This window comes from Sulfitobacter sp. W027, assembly GCF_025143985.1.
Taxonomy (GTDB): Bacteria; Pseudomonadota; Alphaproteobacteria; order Rhodobacterales; family Rhodobacteraceae; genus Sulfitobacter.
In genome coordinates, this window is record NZ_CP083565.1 from 137418 (window position 1) to 156774 (window position 19357).

Here is a 19357-nt window from a genome sequence, read left to right on the forward strand (position 1 = left end):
TAGTGGCGGTGCCCCCATTTGAACGGAAGGCAGCGAGCCAATCAATCCCAGCCAGTCCGCCAATGGTATACTTCCCCGAGAGTCGTGATCCGCCGTTCACTGCAATTCTCTCGCCCGCAACCTGTCAGGATTTTCCGGGAACTGCCTATTGCGGTCTGGTGAGGTGGGGGCGTCGGTGGTTAACTTCCCAGACTATTGAGGAAACCGCGATTGATGTAATTTGAAAGGTCAAACTACCGAACCAGAGTACCGAACCAGAGTGCAGTCATATTTTTGGAGCGGTCAAAATTGGTTTGCGCTCGTCCCAAACGGAGGCTTGTCATCAGATGTTCAGCCCAAACGTGCGCTAATGTTGTTTGTTTGCCATCAGCCAGGCTCGCCTCGATAGAGATCAAGTGAGGATCGGGGAAAGCGAACCATTCCACCATCAGAGGTTCGCTGTCGGGTAAAACCATGTCGATTATAGAAAGCTTCCAGGTCGTTCATCCGCAGGCCTTCGTTGCCGAACGGCTCGTGGACAAGCTCGACACTCAGATCCGCGGCATCTGCGGCTTTTACAAGTACACGCAGGATCTGGTGTGCAATCCCCTGGCCACGGTGGTTCGGAGCGACCCATATACCGCCCAGAAAGAACCGTCTGTTCCTAAATGCATGTTCGATATAGGCGACATTGTCTTGCGCATTGCGGTAGTAGGTGCGGTCTCCGGTATGACCGGTCTCTCCGCGAAGTCTTGGAACTTGGCTTATCCGTGCAAGAACGTCTGCATATTTCTTCCGTGCTCCAACTTGCGATTTATCTTGGGATGATCTGATTTCGGCCGTGAGCGCAGGGTGTCTGGTTTCACAATAGTCCTGCAAGCCGTGCTGCAGTGCCACTGAGACGAACGCGCGCAACTCATGGATCAGCCGATCGTTCTCAGCTTGAAGGAAATCCGCGGCCTTCAAAGTCGTTTGCTCGGTGGGGCACCTGCTGCTCTGCTTTCCAGCCATACTCAGAAATCCAAGTGCGGTTCAAATTGTGACGGACAAGCTTGTCCGAACTCGTTTTTCGTTCAAGCGCATTGATCAATGGGCCGGCCGTCCAATTTCAAGAAGTGCAAAGCGCTGCCCGCGACACCCGCGGGCAGAAGGGTTCGATTATGCTAAGAGTGAAGGGCCCTTTTCCCCCTGTTTTTCCCTTGCGCGGGCGTCCTTTAACGCCTGCTTTAACAGGTTCAACCGCGCAAGTGCGCGATCGCGTTGTTCGAGGCGTCTTCGGAGGCGGGAGCCCGGATTGCCCATCAAGATGGTTTTTTTAGCTATCGTTTCCGGAAGCCAAACCAGCGCTGCAGATTGCGCTTCACTCAGCAATCGATCGGCTGCTTGAAAGCGCTGATACGCGATAAGCACTGCTCTTCGATGTATCCCAACAAACCTATGCACGGCTGAACTCCCTAGACGAGTCGACAGGATCGCTCATACGACTATAGCAAATCTTCCCGTCAGTTTCACTCAAGCTGTGGAAACAAGACTTCCGATCGGTGCGCGCCCCGAAAACGCTTGAGAAGCCTTCAGTTACTTGACGCGCAGCAACCATACCTACCTGCACACCCAAACCTTGGCCAAATCTTTTGATGGAGGAGGTGACAACAACCGGCTCTGTCCTAATTCAAAGAGGACAGAACGGGAGTGAAAGCCATGGCCGAGAAACAGCAGAAATCTAACACAACGGGCAAGGGGACTGAAGGAAACCGCTTTGGTCTTATCGGCCTTGGGGTGGTTCCATTTCAGCATATTGCTGAGGGCGGCAATAAAAAGATGCCCATACATTCCCGATAGCCCTTGCGGCAAAGCGAGCCGCTCTATGCGCTTCATCGCCACTCTATCACAAACTGCTTTTCAACTCGGCCGCGGGAGTCCGACCAAGCTGGGGATTGGGATATTGCCCGAACCTTCAGAAGTAATCGCGCACTCTTTCCAAAATTGGGGGAATCACGGTTGAGGCGCACTTCAAGTCTTCGACAGGAACCTCAAAATCACTTTGGTCAGCCATCCTTGCGACTCCTGAAAAACCAAGCTGTCAGCTGTTCGATATTGCACAGAGTGTGTTTGAGGGTAGGGAGTTGCGCATTTTTGCGCATCACTTAGTTGCAACTAATGTGACGAATGCATCTCAAACGGAGAAATAAAAACAGATGAAAAACTTCCTTCTCACGACGGTAATGGGCGCGACGCTCGCGACTGCGGCACAGGCCGAAACGGTGGCATATGTGCTTGATCCGTCTCATAGCCAGATCGTTTTCAGCTATAACCACTTGGGTTTCTCGACCACGACAGGCATGTTCTCCGGGTTCGAGGGCAGCATCGAGCTGGACCAGGAAGATCCGGCGGCATCGAGCGTCTCTGTTTCCTTTCCCGCAAAGAGCCTCATCACCGGCTGGCCCGCGCGCGAAGAGCATTTCCTGTCCGAGGATTTCTTCGGCGCCGAAGCGAACCCTTTGGTGACATTCACCTCGACGTTGATCGAAGTGACCGGCGAAGAGACCGGCAAGATCACCGGCGATCTGACTATGAACGGCATTACGCAGTCTGTCGTCTTGGACGCAACACTGAACCAGTTGGAAGATCATCCGATGGAAAATCGCCCCTGGGCCGGGTTTGACGCGACAACCACGCTGCTGCGCTCGGATTTCGACATGGGCCAGTTCGCACCGTTTGTCGGGGATGATGTCGCGATCGATATCTCGATCGAAGCAATGGTGCCCGCTGAATAATCGAAGCCTAACCCTCAACCAAAAGGGCCGCGCAATCCCTCGCGCGGCCCTTTTTCGTCTCGATGGCGCAGAGCCTATTCCGTCTTGGTCGCCACCAGTTCAATCTGGACCTCTACGGAAAACCCGACAGAGCTTTCGTCCGGATAGGCCGCCCCCATGCCGAAATCACGACGGTCCAGACCCGTGCCACCAAAAACCGTGGCCGTGCCCCCTGTCACCTCGAGATCGAAGTCGAGCGTGACGGGAACACGTTGCCCGACCAATGTCAGGGAGCCTGATGCGCGGTGGGTCGGTCCGTCGATTTGCACGATGTCGCCCTGAAACACCGCGGTGTCATGTACGGCGACATCGAAGAACTCGGGGCCTTTCGCCTGGTCCGTCACGGACCCCAGTGTGAGGGAGGTCGTATCGATCACCGTCTTCACGGTGCCTGTTCCGGTTACTTCATCATAGTCGATGTCGGCCTGCCAATTGGCAAAGCCGCCGGTGACCTCGGCCCCCATCTGCGTGATCGTGAACGACAGGCTGCCTTCCTGCACGACCCAGCCTTCGGTCTGCTGGGCTGGCAAATGTGACGCGCCTTCCACGATGTGAGCGGGGGCGAACACGGTCAGGGCGCCGCCGATTGCAAAGGTCCAGATCCCTATTGCGGCGAAAACGGAAGCCCCCTTGCCGGGGTGAGTGGCCGCCTTGCCGGCAGCCCGTCCGTTCCACATGCGGGCCAAGGTGCCGTCGCGGTCGATCAACGCGTGTTTGACTGCGCCGCCAATATGCGCCGCGACCATGGCCGCCAATACGATCCCCGCAATCCAGTGAACATTGGCTGCCGCACCGGCGAGGCGCTCCGACTTCGGAATGAACGGCAGGCTTTGGGGGAAGGGCCACCAGATTGGCGCAAAGCCCACTTCGGCCGAATGGATCACCCAGCCGGAGAGGGGCAGCACGAAGATGGCGGCGTAAAGCACCCAATGCGCCGTCTCGGCGGCAAAGGTTTCAAGGCGCCGTTCGGGATGGAGCGGCACGGGACGCTGTTGCGAGATTGCCCAGATCACCCGCAACATAGCCAGAGCCAAGACCGTCATGCCGATCGTCTTATGTGCCGAATACAACAGCTGAAGGAAGCCCACGGTATCGCCACTGCGCGGCGTGAACTTCCCGATCAATCCAAGCGCTATGTCTGCCAGCACTAGGAGCGCGATGCTCCAATGGAAAAAGCGGGAGACGCGCCCGTAGCTGGCGGTTGTGTTTGATATCATTGGGTCCTCACATGTCTCGCTGGGTTCTCAATATATCGATTTCGCCGCCCGCACATTCCGTTGTTTCCACACAACCAATGTGCGCAGAAGGTTGGGACACGGTTTCTCGAACATTCCGGCCGCCTTTTTCAAAGTTGCGGATCGCCAAGTAGATCAACTTCGTGGCAGCGTCTTCGGCGCGACAAATTGGAGAAATCAGGCACCGCAATGGCCACTCCCAGCAGCGTCACGATTGAGCGCATCAAGCCTTGGGTCTGCCGCAGCGGTTGCTTGAAGACCATGTCCAGTGTCAGGCAAAGCTCGATTGCCAGATCAGAGTAATATGGCTGACCACCAGGGGGTGTTCGACGTGGAGCCGCCCAAAGGTCAAGCGCGTCCTCGCTGATCAAGACCGTCAGGATAACCGCGCCGCCGCAGGCCCTCGTTGTATTCAGACCAGTTGGTCACCGGCTGCTTTTGCTTCGGAATTTTGCTACGCCGATCAGCGTTGAACTTGGGCGGCATATACAGCGTCCTCAAAAGAATAAGCCGTGACCGATATCAGCCGAGTGGGGCACCGTGCAACAAGGCCCCTGTTTAATGCGGGACGGGCAGTAGATGCGCAAAGCTAAATTTCTTCCCTGGGCCACTTGCCGTTACGCAAGGGAAACCTAATTACGATCAATGGCGTCGAGCGAGCATAATAATCCATCCCGCAAGCGTAATGAGCGCGAGCGTAAGACAGACAGCGGACAGGCAAGCGAGCGCTTGGCGTTTGCAATGGCATTGGCGCTTCTCTGGTTGCTTGGCCTTTGGTTCGTTTTAACGCATTGAACGACCCAAACATACAACTCTAGCTGAAACGATTGAGCACGTGAGACGGTAGTGTCGCAAAATTTCCGGTTCCGCGGTGGACCCGAATATGCCACCATTGTCAGTGAGTTGGTGAAAGGTTGTTGACGTGATTGAGTTTAACAGGCTGCTGAAGAAGTTGGCCTTGAAGGACGTTGTTCAAGCTAAGTCAGCATTCCTTAGCTCGAACTATCAATTTTAGCTCAGCCTTCGCAGTGAGGCTCTGCTTAGGTTGCGCGGAGAACAGACGACGTCGAAGCCCGTGGCGGTCTGACCCTATAAAGGATGGTGGCCCAGGGGCCCAGCATCAAAGCCAACGCCTCCAATCGGATGCGAACCGACCGCCAGGCACCCGCAATGTTGTCAACCTCGCATGACAGTTCGCGTTCGATCACCACCTTGCCCCTACTTTGGCTAAAGGCCGCCACATTTAACATAAGTTAGCTTATTGGATTTCGAGTGATGCCGGCGGGCGCGCGCTACCCTCAACTGAGATTGTTATTATAAAACAGTAGTTTATGCATTAATGCCCCTTCAAGCTCCGCCGTTGCCGTCTGAGATCATTTCCTATCCGGTTTGGTCTTATTGTCAGTTTCAGTTGAGCCCGCGCGATGTCGAGGATCTACTTGCGTCGCGCGACATCGTCGTGAGCTACGATACTATCCGGAAGTGGGCTGAAAAATTTGGTGCAAAGCGTGCTGCTTAACCCCAGATGCCTTAGACAGCCAACGTGATCGGGCCAAGAGCTGATTGGAACGACTCAGGCAATCTCCAAGCGCTTTATGGGTTTCTGTTCGGTGCGCCTTTTACCGAGACCTTAGGAGTGCCTATCCCGATTGAGCTGATTGTGGTCCCCTTCATGGCAGCCAATCGGGAACTTGCCTGGCTCGTAGCAGGCGCGTAGTCCCGTTGGGCTTCTTGCTCGTCTCCTTCGTGGGCTACACAGCGGGGGCTGCTGGGCACTTTCTTGTCGACTATTTAGCCCGACCACAGCAGCCTGCTTCGGCGTCAGAGTGATTGCCAGGGCCATACGCCGTGTTGGAGACCGGCTTCGTGTCAGGAAAAGCCTCGCGCACCCAAGCCGTCATTGTGGTTTCGGCCAAGATATCCTAAAGCGCGCAGCGTCCATGAGATGCAGCGGCCATGGGTTGCATAATGCTCTAACGCCACCTGCTTCTGTGCCGTCGAAAACTTAGGCGTGCGCGGCGCCGATTGTATAGGCAAGTCCCGCAGAGGTTGGTATTTTCGATGCCGCCCTTTAAAGGCGTTCTTCGTTGGATACCACAACTCACGGATGGTGGCCTGCACGCGCTTTCAGGCGGAAATAAGGGCACAGACCTGCTTCTGGGGATCCGTCCAGTCCCCGGCAAAGGGGAAAAGTCGAGAACACAGATCATCGTGCCAGACGGTAGCTGCCGCTGAATGATGATGGAGGAATTCCGATGACACCCCTGTCCAAACCCCAACAAAATTCGCGGCTCATGTCTCGCTCAAAGCTCAGCCCTTAGCAGTAATACAGGCAATCATACCCTATGAGCTTGAAAACGGTAGCAAGCGCAATGCAGCGCGCTCTCGCTTTGAGCGCGAGAGCCTGCCAAGCTATCCAATCCGACAAACCCGAAAACTATCTAGCGGGTGAAACCGCGTTTGACGCAACTTATCGAAAATTCCGTCGTGAGGCACCATAAATTATTCGCTAGAACATGACGGTCGGAATGATCAGTGCAGGCCTATATGCTGGAATCCAGATGTCGAGTGTCACCTTAAAGCTCGACGGATCGGTGGTACGACAGTCCGCGACCGCCGCCATCGAGACATGCCGAGGGCCATCTTTACACCATCGGCGCGACTACAGCGGGTCTCTGCTAGCAACGGGCATCTGGCTCTGCTCGCTGGACGGAAAGAATGCTCGTAAAAACCGTGCGGGGAAGCGGCTGGTAATTAGGGGAACTGGCCAAGGATAGCGATTTCTTATAGGCCTAGAAGCAGGCAGCAACGAGTAGGGCAGATATCCTAGTGCGGCATCTGGCATGATGACAGACGAAAGCCCGCGCGTAGGAGTTCGAGAAAACGCGGGCTTTCTTAGAACACCCGGCAATGGACCGGAGCTCTCAGGATAGACTGTGCCAAAACACGAAGAAAAGCAACCATTGCCCCGAGACAGGCAGATTCCGTAATAGCAAGGGTGGCCCCTTCGTAGCTCTATGTTCAAGCGGCCGGCTGAAGAATATAGGTTCAGCATGGTCGGCGTGGCAACCTGACAGGAGGGTCGCGGGTAATCATCGTGGCTTGAGGCCTGCCGTACTCGTTGCGTTCAATCGCACGAGATAACTTCTCTGCGGGCGACTTAGATGAAAAGTGAAGGTGTCCGAACAACCTTAACCTTGCGAAAACTGTATTTAACAAAAGCCTCTACATGCGCGAAAGCCCGCGCCAGTCTGGACGGGGGACGCGAGCTTTCTGAGAAAACCGAACAGAGAATCGGCATTCCCCAGAAAAGTATGTTTTACAGGTCAACCAAAGGCAACTGGGCCGCGCTTGAAGACCGAAATCAGCTCGAACCCCGTGGAATTTTGCCGAACTGTCTTTTCATGCTCGATGCCGTCCAAGGGGAGCTAGCATGCGCCGAAAAGAAGATGACATACACGAAGAGTGCGAGAAGATCAGGCATCGTAGGTTTTTGATTTGGGGCGTGGTACCGTCTATGGTTTTCCTATGGGGCTTCGCTCTATGGGTCGCGCTGGAGCATTTCTTCAGCGCCTACTAGGTCAGATAAGAAGATGGTTCCGCGGAGAGGTGTGAGCCTAGCCGGAGCCAATCCCTCGGTATGTTGGATCGCGATCTAGCCCTCCCGCTTCTAAGAACGATTAAGGGGAGGAAGACCTTACATGGACCCAGAGTTTTCAAAATCCGGTGCTACGTGGGGATATATCCTGTCCGCCCAAGGTAGGCCGTCCGCCAAACGGCAGCGACAAGACATTTCGCTGCATGGAGTAATTGAACAGGTTTGGTGTGACCGTTGAAAACCTCTCCATTGAGCAGTTCATTCCGGAAACGGGCGTTAAAGCTCTCGCAATAGCCATTTGCCCAAGGTGAACCTGGGGCGATGAATGCCGTCTTCGCGCCAACGGCACCGATCCAAGCCCGTACCTTTTTCGCGATAAACTCCGCGCCATAGCTCGTCGGAAAGAAGCGCCGCTGAGAGGTTATGGCCGCCTGCGCAGCTCTCACATTGCGCAGCGGGTGGCCATAACCGGGTCTCAGGTCTCAACAGTGGTTTTGCATAACCACACCACTGAGGAGACTAGCCTTGACCGCTACCTATGCAACCCTTTCGACCGAGTTGTTCGCCACCGACACATCCAAGCATCAACATGAGGTGCTGATCAGCATTCTCGGTAAGAAGCGCCGCCGCCGCATGACGATCATGAACGCGCTGGAAATCTTCCAGCGCTTAGTCATAAAACTCGCCAGCTACGACCTGCCGGTGCGGATCGGGTTTGAAGTGACGGGCAATTATCACGGTGTTTCGGCTTACCATCTCGGACAAGCCGCATTCGAGTTGAAGCTTGTATCCTCCCTCGGTCTGGCGCGAACGCGAGAGGCTCTGCACAACAGCTGGGATGAGAACGATCCTAAGAACGCCCAGGTCATCCTGCACATCGACCTTCTGGACAATGTCGTGGTCTCGGTCGGCGGTTTTCGCACCGAAACCGAATAGGAAGCGTTCACATGTTTAGGCCGCTAAATTCGAATGTAAATTCGCCGGGGCCGCGTCCCCTTGAGCTTTGACCCGATAGCAGTCGGCCCATCAGGCTTTCGTCTCGGCTCCGCTGATTGTAGCCCAATGACTTCTGCTATGCTATACGCCCCCTTGCTTTCAATCTCGGCGATATGGCAGTCGCGTGACGGTGAATGCTGCGCCACGTTCGGACTGGATACTGCCTTCTTGGTAGGCGGAATTATGACCTCAATCATCGACCCAAACCGAGCCGCAAGCAAATCAGATGTTGGATTACCATCATACGCACCGTGCGCCAGAAACAGGTCAACTGGGCCGTTGATTTGATCCAGCAATGCCGGCAGGGCAGTCGGAACTCCAATGTCATCCATGGTTAGATCAGAGGAGGAGATCTCTCCGCTAACAAGATCTTCCTAGCGAATTGACCTCAAACGGGAAAATTGACCGATACGGTTCGTGGACTTCGCGACCAAGTTCTACTCCTTCCAAGCGCTAACCCCTTTATACAGCATGCGGCACCGCCGCTTTCTGAGATAAGAAGGCGCAGACCAACAGTTGCAGCATATGGTAGATCATCAACGGTAGCACGATGGCGCCAACAGTCTCGGGGGCGAACAGCGCCGTGGCAATGGGCAGACCGGAGGCGAGGCTTTTGGTAGAACCGCAATAAAACAGGGCCGCTCGGTCCGGCGCATCGAGGCCGAAAATCTGGCCTGCGAGGACCATCAGCCCCATTGCGAGGGCGAGAAACAGGACTACCACACCGGAAATCACCGCCAGATCGCCTCCCGAAACAGTAGCCCAGAGCCCCGATACTGTGCCAGCTGAGAACGCCGAATAGACAATCAGCAGGATCGACCCACGATCAACACTCATGCTCAAGACGCGGTGGCGGCGGATGAAGGCGCCAATCCATGGCATCGCCAATTGGCCCAGAACGAAGGGCAGGAGAATTTGTATGGCGATTTTGATGACGGCATCAAAGCCGACTTCACCTTCGCCTTGGTTCAGCATCAACGCGACCAGTGCAGGCGTCAGCATGACCCCCAACAGGTTCGACAGCGACGCCGCGCAAATTGCGCCCGGCACGTTGCCGCCAGCAATTGACGTGAATGCGATGGAGGATTGGACGGTGGACGGCAAGACCGCCAAAAAAAGGAACCCCAGGACCGCAGTCGTGCCCAGAAACGGGCCAAAGAGTGTGACCAGCAACAGACCAAGAAGAGGAAACAGCAAGTAGGTCGCCGCAAAGCTCAGCCCCTGAAGCCGCCAGTTCAGCAGCCCGGCGCGGATTGCCTTTGGGTCGAGCTTGGCGCCGTAGAGGAAGAACAATAGCGCCACCGCCCAGAAGGTCAAATCCTTCAGTACTTCGGCGGCAAGGCCGCGTGCGGGGATCAACAGGCCGAGGCAGACCGTTGCCAACAGCAGGACCATATAAAGATCGATCCCGATCTTGGAAAGAAAACGCATAGGACACCATGAATAAAAGTTGACGGCCACAAGTGATGCGACCGTCTTGGAAGAGGGAGAGAGAGGGCAAGGAGGCGGCGCGGCACCGCCGCGCTGCTAATCAATAACCGGCGGCTTGACCGTCCTTGCGCGGATCAGAGCCCGCCATATAACCACCTTCGGGCAGGCGCGCGACAAGTTGCGCGCCACCAAAGCCAAAAGCGTTGTCGGGCGCTTCGACCTCAATGCGGTGGCCGAGCTTGCGCAACCCGCACAACAAGGTCTCGCCCATAGTGGGCTCGCAGGCGACGTCCAGCCCCGAAATCGTGCGCCAGCGCGGTGCGTCGGCGGCGACTTGTACGTCCTGCTCCCACAACTGGGTGCGCAGCAGCAGTTGCAGATGTCCCATGGCCTGAATCGGGCCGCCCATCATGCCGTAGGCCATCAGCGGCGCACCGTTCTTCATGGCAAAGCCGGGAATGATCGTGTGGAACGGGCGCTTGCCGCCAGCGACCTGGTTTTGATGGCCTTCTTGGGTGGTGAAGCCGAAGCCGCGGTTCTGCATTGAGATGCCGGTGCCCGGCACCACCACACCCGAACCGAAGCCCGCGTAGTTTGACTGGATGAAGCTGACCATCATGCCATTCGCGTCCGCCGTGCTCATGAGCACCGTGCCGCCGCGTTTGGGCGCGCCGGGGCCGAAGTCCTGCGCCTTGTCCACGGCAATCAGTGCCGCGCGAGATTTAAGGTAGTCAGGATCGAGAAGTGCTGTCTCATCCACCCCGGTCATATGGTCACGGTCAGCGACATAGGCGTGCAGATCGGCGTAGGCAAGTTTGACTGCTTCGATCTGCAGGTGGATTGCCGCCAGATCGTCGGGGCCGTGTTTGCGGATGTCGGTGTGCTGCAACATGCCGAGCGCCATCAGCGCGGCGATCCCCTGCCCGTTTGGCGGGATCTCGTGCAGTTCGACGTCTTCGAAGGACTGGCTGACGGTGCCGCACCAATCGGGGCGGTGCGCGGCCAGATCCTCGACCGTCATCGCGCCGCCGTTGGCCTTGGCGAAGGCGGCGATTTCCTCGGCCAGTTCGCCTTCGTAGAAGGCGCGACCCTTGGTCTCGGCAATCAGGCGCAGCGTGCGGGCGGCGCCGGGGTTGCGGAAGCGCTCACCGGCCTTGGGGGTGCTGCCGCCGGGCATGAAGCACTCGGCGAAGCCTGGTTGCTTGCCCAGCACCTCGGCGCCTTTCTCCCACAGGCGTGCGATGACCGGCGAGACGATGAAGCCTTCCTCGGCATAGCGGATCGCGGGGGCAAGCACGGTGGCAAGGCCCAGCTTGCCGAACTTCTCAGACAGTTCCACCCATGCGCTCACGGCGCCGGGCACGGTAACACTGTCCCAGCCATGCTGGACCATGCCGTCGGGGAAACGCTCGGGCGACCAGGCGGCCGGCGCGCGGCCCGAGGCATTGAGCCCGTGCAGCTTTTCGCCGTCCCAGAGGATGCAAAAAGCGTCAGAGCCGAGGCCGTTGCCGGTGGGTTCGACAATCGTCAGCGCCGCAGCGGTGGCGATAGCAGCATCGACGGCATTACCGCCCTGCTGCATGATCGTCAAACCAGCCTGTGTGGCCAAGGGCTGCGAGGTGGCGACGACGTTTTCGGCCAGAACGGGCGAACGGCGTGATGGGTAGACGGGATCATGACGCAGACGCATCTTCGGACCTCTCGATTTTCGAGTTTTTCTTCAGATGGGCGCGGATCGCCCAACCTATGGATAGGACAGCCGCCACCAGAAACAGCAGGCTGATGGGTCGGGTCAGGAATAGCGTGGGATCGCCGTCGGTCATCAGCGCCCGACGCAGGTTTGTCTCGGCGATGGGGCCAAGGATCACGCCCAGCACCAAGGGGGCCAGTGAATAGCCCAAGGCGCGCAGGGTGTAACCCGCCACACCGATAAACCCGAGCAGGTAGAGATCGGTTACGCGGTTGTTCAGGGCAAAGGAGCCGACGACACAGCAAGTCATGACCACCGGCACAATCGCCCATTTCGGCACCGACGCGACGCGCAGGAACACCCGCATCGACAGGACGGAGACCACCAGCATCATCAGTGACGCCACGGCCATGGCGATGAACATACCATAGACAAGATCACCGTGATCCATGATGAGCCGCGGCCCGACGGAAATGCCGTGTACCATGAGCGAGGCCATCAGGATCGCATCCACGGCGGAGCCGGGGATGCCCAGACCGATTAGCGGGATCAGTCCGCCGCCAGCGGTGGCGCTGTTGCCCGCCTCAGAGGCGACGACGCCATCGGGGTGGCCATTGCCAAACTCTTCGGGCGTTTTGGAGCCGCGTTTGGCCTGATCATAGGCTACGAGGTTAGCGATAGACCCACCCGCGCCCGGCAGCGCGCCGATCAGCACGCCAACGATGGAAGAACGGATGAGGTTCACCGGGCGGCTCAGCACCTCTTTCATTACCTTCCAGGTTTGGAAATCGATGGCCCCGGTGACCAGCGCATTGCCCGAGCGGACGGATTTGGAATCTTCGACCTCGGAGACCAGTTGCGAGATCGCGAATACCCCGATCAGGACGACAAGGAAGGGCAGCCCGGCTTGCAGCATCTCGATCCCAAAGTCGAAACGGGGTCGCCCCATGATTGGGTCGGTACCTACGGTAGAAATCGCCAGCCCGATCAACCCGGCGAGGATGCCACGGATCACGCTGTCGCCGACAAGGCTGGCCACGATGGTCAAAGCAAAGACGATGAGCGAAAAATACTCCCACGGGCCCAGCTTGACCGCGAACATCGCCAGCGGTGGGGCTGCGACGATCAGCACGATCGTGGACAGGATGGTGCCAAAGAAAGAGGCCCAAACCCCCAAAGACAGCGCCCGCCCCGCCTCGCCGCGGCGGGCCATTGGGAAGGCGTCAAAAGTGGTGGCGACAGAGGACGGCGTGCCGGGAATCCCCAACAGTGCGGCCGAGATCAGCCCGCCGGTATAGCCCCCCACATAGACTGAAAGCATAACGGCAATGCCTTGCAACGGCTCCATAGAGAAGGTCAGCGGCAGGGTCAGCACGATGGCCATGGTGACGGTAAAGCCCGGAATGGCGGCTGCGATAATGCCGGCAACGGACCCTGCCAGCATGTAGATCAGCGTCGACAGCGTGAAAATCTGCGACAGGCCAGAAAGGAAATCTTCCATGTCAGCGGTCCCCGCGAGGTAGGAACACGTTGAACACCTCAGCAAAAAGCCAGTTCAACCCGAAGGAGAAGACAATAGCCACCGCCAGGGCGATTAGGATGGTTGCCCATCCGCGCGGCATCAGGACCAGCTCAACACCGAGAATGAACAGAAAGCTGGCGATCGAGAAGCCCAGCACCGGCAGCGCCACGATATAGGCGCCGAGTGCGGCGAGCACCACGAAAACCAGATAGCGGCGGCGCACCCATGACACTGTCTCGCCGATAAAGCGGGAATAGGCGCCCCGCGGGATCTTTCGTAACGCATCGATCACGGCCACGAGGGACATCAGCATAAGGCCCGCGAAAACCATCTTTGGAAAAGCACCCGCGCCAAGGTGCTCAAAGCGCGACGCGGGGATCGCAAAGGCCGAGACGAACAGGCCGCTCGAAGCAAGCAGGATGGCGATATAGCTCAGGAGGCGGGCTGTCTCGCCCGCCTCCTTCACATGATCTTGCGAGATCACCTTGTCGTTCACTGGGCAAGAACCTCCGACAGCGACGTCACGGTTGCATCCAGCTTCTCAAGGTAAGCGCGATAGCCGTCCTGACCGCGGAACATCACCGAGGCACCGGCATTGTTGGTCTGCTCGATGTAGGTCTCGTCCTTAGACAAAGCCTCAAGCGCCGCTTCCATCTTGTCGCGTGCTTCCTGCGGAGCGCCTTTGGGCATCACGATGCCACGGGTCACATACAGTTCCAGGTCGGCACCGAGCTCCATAAAGGTCGGCACGTCCGGTGTCTCCTCAACACGCTCGGGCGAACCGACCGCAAGGAATTGCAGATCACCGTTCTCAACAAATTCCTGAGAAGACGAGATGTCGCCAATGGCCGCATCGAGATTGCCGCCAACCAGCGCACGGACGCGCTCGCCTGTGCCTTCATAGCCGACATAGGAGAACTGGATGTCAAAAGCCTGTTCAATCATCGCCGCATGCAGATGCGGCACGCCGCCTAGGGTCACGCCGATGGTGATCTCACCGGGGTTTTCCTTGGCGTAGCTAACGAACTCTTCGAGATTGCCATAGTCATCGGTGGGGTGCACGACAAGATACTGCGGCGAGGCTGTCATCAGCGCGATCGGCTCGAAATCACTCCATGCCAGATCGGTGATGCCGGTCTCCGTCGCCACCAGCAGACCTTCGTGGACCTGGCTGATCGTATAGCCGTCGGCCTTGCGGCGCGAGGCCTCGCGCAGGCCCACAGTGCCGCCGACGCCCGGCATGTTGATAATTGGCAATTCAACGCCAAGGTGCGGCTGGATATTGCCAGCGACCAAACGCATCAGCGTGTCAGACCCGCCACCTGGCGACCAAGGTACGATGAACTCAACTGGGCGTTCGGGGTAGTCCTGCGCGGCAAGAGGTGCTGCGCTCAATGTGGCGGCGGCACAAAGAGCGGCAAAGCCCGTACGGAAAAACATGTGATATCTCCCTAATGATAGACGCAACGCGTCCTGAATTGGCGGTGGGTCCGAACCTACCAGAAGTAAAGCAATAAAAAAGCGCGGAATCCTTGTTATTAGATTAAGCGCAACTTAACTTATCCTAATGGATACACGGCAGCTCGAAACCCTTTTGGCCATTGTGCACCACGGCGGTTTTACTGCGGCAGCGCGAGCCGTGAATATTACGGCCTCGGCGGTCAGCCAACAGGTTGTCGCTCTTGAACAGGAGCTCGGTACAACCCTCTTTGATCGCTCTCGCCGTCCCCCGGCCCTGACCTCGAAGGGTGCAGAGATGGTGCGCACCGCCCGGACCATGCTTCAACTGGCAAACGCGGCCAAATCGGTCGCGGGAGGCAGCGAAGTGCGCGGGACGCTGGCTATCGGTTCTCTTCGCACCTGCGCGCAGTCGTTGATGCCGGTCGCGATCGCCGCCCTGCGCCAACGATACCCGGACCTCTCCTTCCGGCTGCGGATCGGCATGTCTGAAGAATTGATGCGCGAGGTGGCGGCGGGTCAACTCGATACCGCCCTTGTCGCAGATCACGTCGCTGTCCCGCTCACGCTGCGCTGGACCGAGGTGCTGAATGAACCGCTTGCGCTGCTGATACCCCACGGGGTCGAGGCCCGCGCAGTGGAGGAAGTGCTGCACCGGGTACCTTACGTCCGCTATCAAACCCGCGTCCCCCTCGCCCGTCAAATCGACACCGAGATCGCCCGCTTTGGTGTGGAACCAGCCCAAATCATTACTGTCAACACGATGGCGGCGGTGATTGGTTGCGTACAGGCGGGACTGGGATTTGCAGTGGTGCCGTCGGTCACCCTTCAGGACATCGCCCCGGGCAGCCTGCGCTGGCTGCCATTCGGCACGCCGCCAATTCGTAGGCGGCTAGGGCTGGTGCACAGCCCGCATTCCAATCGCAGCGAAGTTCTCGCTGCGCTGAGCAAGAAACTCGTGGAACATGGGCGGACTGTTTAGCACTGACTTTCTCGGCAAGGTCGCTTGGGCAACACCTTGAAACCCGCGTTATCAAGGCCCCTGCTCCGCCTCTCACCGTGACAAATTAAGGGGACTACCCTAATCTGGAAATAAGGAAAACTTTCTATACCGCTCCTACCTCAAAGCCCGAAAATCCTCGTGGGTTCTGACGCAGAAAGCAGCAACATCGCATTTGTCTGGCGGGGAATACCGTGGTCCTCGCGCTGAATACGCACGCAAGCCTCAATCTCCAGGCGCTCTGTTGGAGAACGAAAACCAAGCCGGATCATAACCATAGCTGAATCGTTCTAAGCCCGACCGTCAAGCCATCAATTTCGGCTTCTGCAGGAGTCGGGGTATAATAATGAAAGCTTATTGGCAGTGGGTGTCTGCGGATAGTAGAAGAAGCAATGACTTACATCGATATCTTACTGCTTCTCGGCTCCGGTTTCTTGGCAGGCGCAATCAACGCCCTTGCTGGGGGCGGAACGATCTTCACATTCTCCGCACTTGTCGCCGTAGGACTACCAGCTGTCACCGCCAACGCGACAAGTGCTGTCTCAGTCCTGCCCGGTCAGATCGCGTCAACTACTGCCTATCGACGCGAGATCGCAAAAGCATTCCGTCGACTTCTGCCGTTCTCCATCATCTCCGCATTTGGCGGCATCTTGGGGGGCCTGCTGCTGCTCAACACGAATGAGGGCGCGTTCCGCGCGCTTGTGCCATTTCTGATCCTATTCGCCACCGTCTTGTTCATGCTCGCGCCACGCATCGCCACATTGGGAGAACGTATGGCCGCTCGTCGCAGGAGCAACGCGCCAGGCCCGCTTGCCACGAGTTTGCAAGGGTTGGTCGCTATCTACGGCGGCTATTTCGGCGCTGGAATGGGGATCATGATGCTGGCTTCCCTTTCGCTCACCGAAGGTCGGGACTTCCATGCGCTCAACGCCGCGAAAAACTGGCTCGCCTGCATTATGCAGGGCTTGGCAGTCGTCGTGTTCATCGTCTCTGGGGCAATCGATTATCGTGCGGTTGCGATTGTCGCGACGGCGAGCATCCTGGGTGGCTGGGGGAGCGTGGTTGTTGGACGGTTGGTGCCGCAGCACCTGATCCGTTGGTTCGTCATTGCCACTGGATTGGCTTTAAGTGCCTGGTACTTCATCCTCGGATAGCCTTTGGTTCTGCAACCCGGGCAATTTGACTTTTGAACCTAATCGACCGTGCGGTTTGATTCCGAGCTCGAACTGAAGTTCGGCGCTGGCAATGGTCATATTGCCGACGATTCTTATAGCGCTCTTCCAGGAACTAACAAGCGGCAAGAAGGAGTATGAGGGCAGCAGTAAATATAGGGCGGCCCTTGGTGCCCACCCTTTCTAATCTGCTTTGCGGGGAAAAGAAAATACTGAGCCTCCACGTCCTTAGAGGGTCGACGTTAATGCCTATTGATACATATATGGGCGCATATCTAAAATAGAGGTTGATATGTTTACGAAAAATGACCTGAAAGCAATGTCGCGAAAAGAGCTCGAGAGGCTTCTGTCTGATGTAAAAAAGGCATTGCAGGCGGCTCGAAACAGAGACCAGCGAGAGGCAAGAAAAGCTGCTACGAAAGCGGCCGCAGAATTTGGATTTTCCTTAGGGGAAATTTCTGAAACGCAACCCTCAGCTCCTGCGAAAAAGCGAGCTAAGGTTAAGAAAGCTTCGAAGCCCTCAAAACCAATTTATGCCAATCCAGACGATAAGAAACAGACCTGGACGGGTAAGGGCCGACAGCCGAATTGGTTCCGTAGTCAGGTCGAGAGCGGCACCGCGCCCGATGCTATGCGTATCTGACCGGTGGAAGCCTAGAATTTCAACTATTTCGGGACCGAAAAGTACCTGACATCCAGAGAGCGAGACTGATGGTTAGCTGCGCATTTCAGAATGGTTTTTCCCTGATGCGCAGCTACCTGCATTTCGCCCACCCCCTTTATACCGATCGGCATTAGGCCTCGGGAGAGAAGTCCTCCTACAGCGTCACGTCTACAAGGCGCCTACAGAATGACCTCATTAAGCCTACAGGGCAGCTACAGACGGGCCACAACAAGTACCTCTAAAAAGCAATCTCGTTAACGGTCTGCGCTGAGCTTTTAGGTGATCATAAAGCTTTTCAGGCCATCGGAGTGCCCGCTCATGTTCCCAAACTTTCTTTGAATACTGAGTGGCGCTTGTAAGGCTGTTACCCTAGCGATTACTGCGCAGGGTGTTCTGGGGCGCCCTGGCGTTGTTGCACCTCGGCCGAGGTTGCGCCGAATAAGGATTAAACCCGTGTGGCAAGAAGTCTGGGCAACCATCATCAGCGAATTTTCCGATATTCCCGACTTGTCGACCATGACCCGTATAACACTGCGTTTGGTGTTGGCGGCGTTTCTGGGCGGGCTGCTTGGTTATGAACGAGAACTCAAGGCGCGAAGCGCCGGGGTGCGCACCCATATGCTGGTGGCCGTAGGTGCGGCGCTCTTCGTGATTGGACCATTACAAAGTGGCATGCCCACACCAGACATGTCCCGGGTCCTGCAAGGTATTATTCAGGGCATTGGCTTTTTGGGCGCAGGAGCGATCATTATTCGCGCCGCAGAACAAAAGGTTCAAGGTTTGACGACCGCTGCAAATATTTGGGCGACAGCTGGTATTGGTATCGTCGCGGGGCTCGGTCTCGAGGCAACTGCGGTCCTAGCGACGGTGATCGTGCTGATCATCCTAGCCGTTATCCCGCGCATCCTACCGTCTTCGGTTAGGCCCAACGGGGCCCAAGAAGGACAATAACCCTATTAGGTTCCCCTTTACCCCGCCCGGTGGCCTGTCGTTTCAAGGGGCTGTACCCAACGTAATAGGTATTTGGTTTAAATTACGTAGGGCACCCTCAATGCATTATGGCATCCGCTCCGGCTGCAACTGACATCGCGACGAGAACCGTCAGGACTATCGAAGCCAGCCCCATGCCGATACCTGCAAGTACAACCAGTCCGTCGCGTTCAACGAAGCCAATACCTGCGACGAAAAGCGAAATAGCAGGAAACCACCCACTGAGCGGTAAAGGCACAAACAGTGCCAAGGCGATTCCCAAAAGAAGCAATCCGATGAGGCGCTCAATTTTGGGTTGGAATACGCCTTGCAGGCGCGGTCGAGTCAGGCGTTCAACGCGCCGGGAAATCGGCCGTAGACGCAGCACGGTATTTCTCAGAGCGGAACGGGACAATGACCGTTTGGCAATCCAAGGCGGCAGCCAAATATAAGAACGCCCGAGCACCAGTTGAACACTAAAGAACACCAGGGGGATGGCCGTTACAAGCGTGGCGCCGGGAGGCAGCGGCAACAGATTAATTAGGGATGAGAGCAGAATGGCCCAACCGAATGACCGCTCCCCCAACCGTTCTAAGAGGTGACCAAGGGGTATCGCGTTGCGCTGTCGCTCACTCCCAAGCACGCAAAGCAAATTGAACGATAAAGAACGACTTTTGACGTTCCTTTGCCTTTTTGACAGTGGATAACTGAAGTTGATTGTCACAGTTCTCCTAAGCCCCGATGGGGAGGCATTAAGAAAAGTGTCTCTCGGATGGTCGTCATTGGCCTGCCTTTAACTGGGGGCAAATCTGCCCGGCGCATTGATTGGC

General features: G+C 57.0%; 14 protein-coding genes and 2 pseudogenes. 6 read left to right on the forward strand and 10 right to left on the reverse strand.

Annotated elements, in window-relative coordinates; genetic code table 11:
• Window positions 1–366: 366 nt before the first annotated feature.
• The gene (locus K3759_RS17260; RefSeq protein WP_259985752.1) at window positions 367–990 is read right to left on the reverse strand and encodes a GNAT family N-acetyltransferase; all 624 of its coding nucleotides are present in this window, start codon (window positions 988–990) and stop codon (window positions 367–369) included.
• 1184 nt (window positions 991–2174) lie between these two features.
• Here K3759_RS17260 and K3759_RS17265 point away from each other — a divergent pair.
• Window positions 2175–2753: a YceI family protein gene (locus tag K3759_RS17265; protein ID WP_259985753.1), complete on the forward strand. Its 579-nt coding sequence runs from the start codon at window positions 2175–2177 to the stop codon at window positions 2751–2753.
• A 74-nt stretch (window positions 2754–2827) separates the two neighbouring features.
• Here K3759_RS17265 and K3759_RS17270 read toward each other — a convergent pair whose 3' ends face one another.
• From K3759_RS17270 to K3759_RS17290, 3 genes and pseudogenes are all read right to left on the reverse strand, one after another.
• Window positions 2828–4009, reverse strand: coding sequence for a cytochrome b/b6 domain-containing protein (locus tag K3759_RS17270; protein ID WP_259985754.1), 1182 nt, complete (start codon window positions 4007–4009; stop codon window positions 2828–2830).
• 128 nt (window positions 4010–4137) lie between these two features.
• The gene (locus K3759_RS17275) at window positions 4138–4398 is read right to left on the reverse strand and encodes a transposase (protein WP_409202519.1); all 261 of its coding nucleotides are present in this window, start codon (window positions 4396–4398) and stop codon (window positions 4138–4140) included.
• 3388 nt (window positions 4399–7786) lie between these two features.
• Window positions 7787–8014 (reverse strand): annotated as a pseudogene (locus tag K3759_RS17290) (integrase core domain-containing protein); the annotation flags it as partial.
• A gap of 136 nt (window positions 8015–8150) precedes the next feature.
• Here K3759_RS17290 and K3759_RS17295 point away from each other — a divergent pair.
• Window positions 8151–8504 (forward strand): annotated as a pseudogene (locus tag K3759_RS17295) (transposase); the annotation flags it as partial.
• Window positions 8505–9083: 579 nt separating this feature from the next.
• On the opposite strand, the gene K3759_RS17305 reads toward K3759_RS17295, so the two are convergent.
• The 5 genes from K3759_RS17305 to K3759_RS17325 all read right to left on the reverse strand — a co-directional run bounded on the left by K3759_RS17305 (window position 9084) and on the right by K3759_RS17325 (window position 14704).
• On the reverse strand, window positions 9084–10052 hold the full coding sequence (locus K3759_RS17305; protein WP_259985755.1) for a bile acid:sodium symporter family protein: 969 nt from the start codon (window positions 10050–10052) through the stop codon (window positions 9084–9086).
• 100 nt (window positions 10053–10152) lie between these two features.
• Entirely contained in the window at window positions 10153–11742 is a 1590-nt protein-coding gene (locus K3759_RS17310) for a gamma-glutamyltransferase family protein (protein WP_259985756.1), read from the reverse strand.
• A complete protein-coding gene (locus K3759_RS17315; protein ID WP_259985757.1) occupies window positions 11726–13243 on the reverse strand; it encodes a tripartite tricarboxylate transporter permease in 1518 nt (505 codons plus the stop codon). The genes K3759_RS17310 and K3759_RS17315 overlap by 17 nt, the downstream gene beginning before the upstream one ends.
• A gap of 1 nt (window position 13244) precedes the next feature.
• Window positions 13245–13760: a tripartite tricarboxylate transporter TctB family protein gene (locus K3759_RS17320; RefSeq protein ID WP_259985758.1), complete on the reverse strand. Its 516-nt coding sequence runs from the start codon at window positions 13758–13760 to the stop codon at window positions 13245–13247.
• The gene (locus K3759_RS17325) at window positions 13757–14704 is read right to left on the reverse strand and encodes a tripartite tricarboxylate transporter substrate binding protein (RefSeq protein WP_259985759.1); all 948 of its coding nucleotides are present in this window, start codon (window positions 14702–14704) and stop codon (window positions 13757–13759) included. The genes K3759_RS17320 and K3759_RS17325 overlap by 4 nt, the downstream gene beginning before the upstream one ends.
• Before the next feature lie 127 nt (window positions 14705–14831).
• On the opposite strand from K3759_RS17325, the gene K3759_RS17330 reads away from it, so the two are divergent.
• The 4 genes from K3759_RS17330 (at window position 14832) to K3759_RS17345 (ending at window position 18509) form a co-directional block, all read left to right on the forward strand.
• On the forward strand, window positions 14832–15704 hold the full coding sequence (locus K3759_RS17330) for a LysR family transcriptional regulator (protein ID WP_259985760.1): 873 nt from the start codon (window positions 14832–14834) through the stop codon (window positions 15702–15704).
• 410 nt (window positions 15705–16114) lie between these two features.
• Window positions 16115–16876: a sulfite exporter TauE/SafE family protein gene (locus K3759_RS17335; protein ID WP_259985761.1), complete on the forward strand. Its 762-nt coding sequence runs from the start codon at window positions 16115–16117 to the stop codon at window positions 16874–16876.
• 310 nt (window positions 16877–17186) lie between these two features.
• Window positions 17187–17537: an H-NS histone family protein gene (locus K3759_RS17340; protein ID WP_259985763.1), complete on the forward strand. Its 351-nt coding sequence runs from the start codon at window positions 17187–17189 to the stop codon at window positions 17535–17537.
• A gap of 465 nt (window positions 17538–18002) precedes the next feature.
• Complete coding sequence (locus K3759_RS17345; protein ID WP_409202525.1) at window positions 18003–18509, forward strand: MgtC/SapB family protein; 507 nt, start codon at window positions 18003–18005, stop codon at window positions 18507–18509.
• A 97-nt stretch (window positions 18510–18606) separates the two neighbouring features.
• Here K3759_RS17345 and K3759_RS17350 read toward each other — a convergent pair whose 3' ends face one another.
• Window positions 18607–19251: an exopolysaccharide biosynthesis protein gene (locus K3759_RS17350; protein ID WP_259985767.1), complete on the reverse strand. Its 645-nt coding sequence runs from the start codon at window positions 19249–19251 to the stop codon at window positions 18607–18609.
• Between the last annotated feature and the right edge of the window lie 106 nt (window positions 19252–19357).

Bases quoted from the DNA above. Each gene is read 5' to 3' on its own strand.
- K3759_RS17260 (WP_259985752.1), bottom strand. From the start codon at position 990: ATGGCTGGAAAGCAGAGCAGCAGGTGCCCCACCGAGCAAACGACTTTG.
- K3759_RS17265 (WP_259985753.1), top strand. From the start codon at position 2,175: ATGAAAAACTTCCTTCTCACGACGGTAATGGGCGCGACGCTCGCGACT.
- K3759_RS17270 (WP_259985754.1), bottom strand. From the start codon at position 4,009: ATGATATCAAACACAACCGCCAGCTACGGGCGCGTCTCCCGCTTTTTC.
- K3759_RS17305 (WP_259985755.1), bottom strand. From the start codon at position 10,052: ATGCGTTTTCTTTCCAAGATCGGGATCGATCTTTATATGGTCCTGCTG.
- K3759_RS17310 (WP_259985756.1), bottom strand. From the start codon at position 11,742: ATGCGTCTGCGTCATGATCCCGTCTACCCATCACGCCGTTCGCCCGTT.
- K3759_RS17315 (WP_259985757.1), bottom strand. From the start codon at position 13,243: ATGGAAGATTTCCTTTCTGGCCTGTCGCAGATTTTCACGCTGTCGACG.
- K3759_RS17325 (WP_259985759.1), bottom strand. From the start codon at position 14,704: ATGTTTTTCCGTACGGGCTTTGCCGCTCTTTGTGCCGCCGCCACATTG.
- K3759_RS17330 (WP_259985760.1), top strand. From the start codon at position 14,832: ATGGATACACGGCAGCTCGAAACCCTTTTGGCCATTGTGCACCACGGC.
- K3759_RS17335 (WP_259985761.1), top strand. From the start codon at position 16,115: ATGACTTACATCGATATCTTACTGCTTCTCGGCTCCGGTTTCTTGGCA.
- K3759_RS17340 (WP_259985763.1), top strand. From the start codon at position 17,187: ATGTTTACGAAAAATGACCTGAAAGCAATGTCGCGAAAAGAGCTCGAG.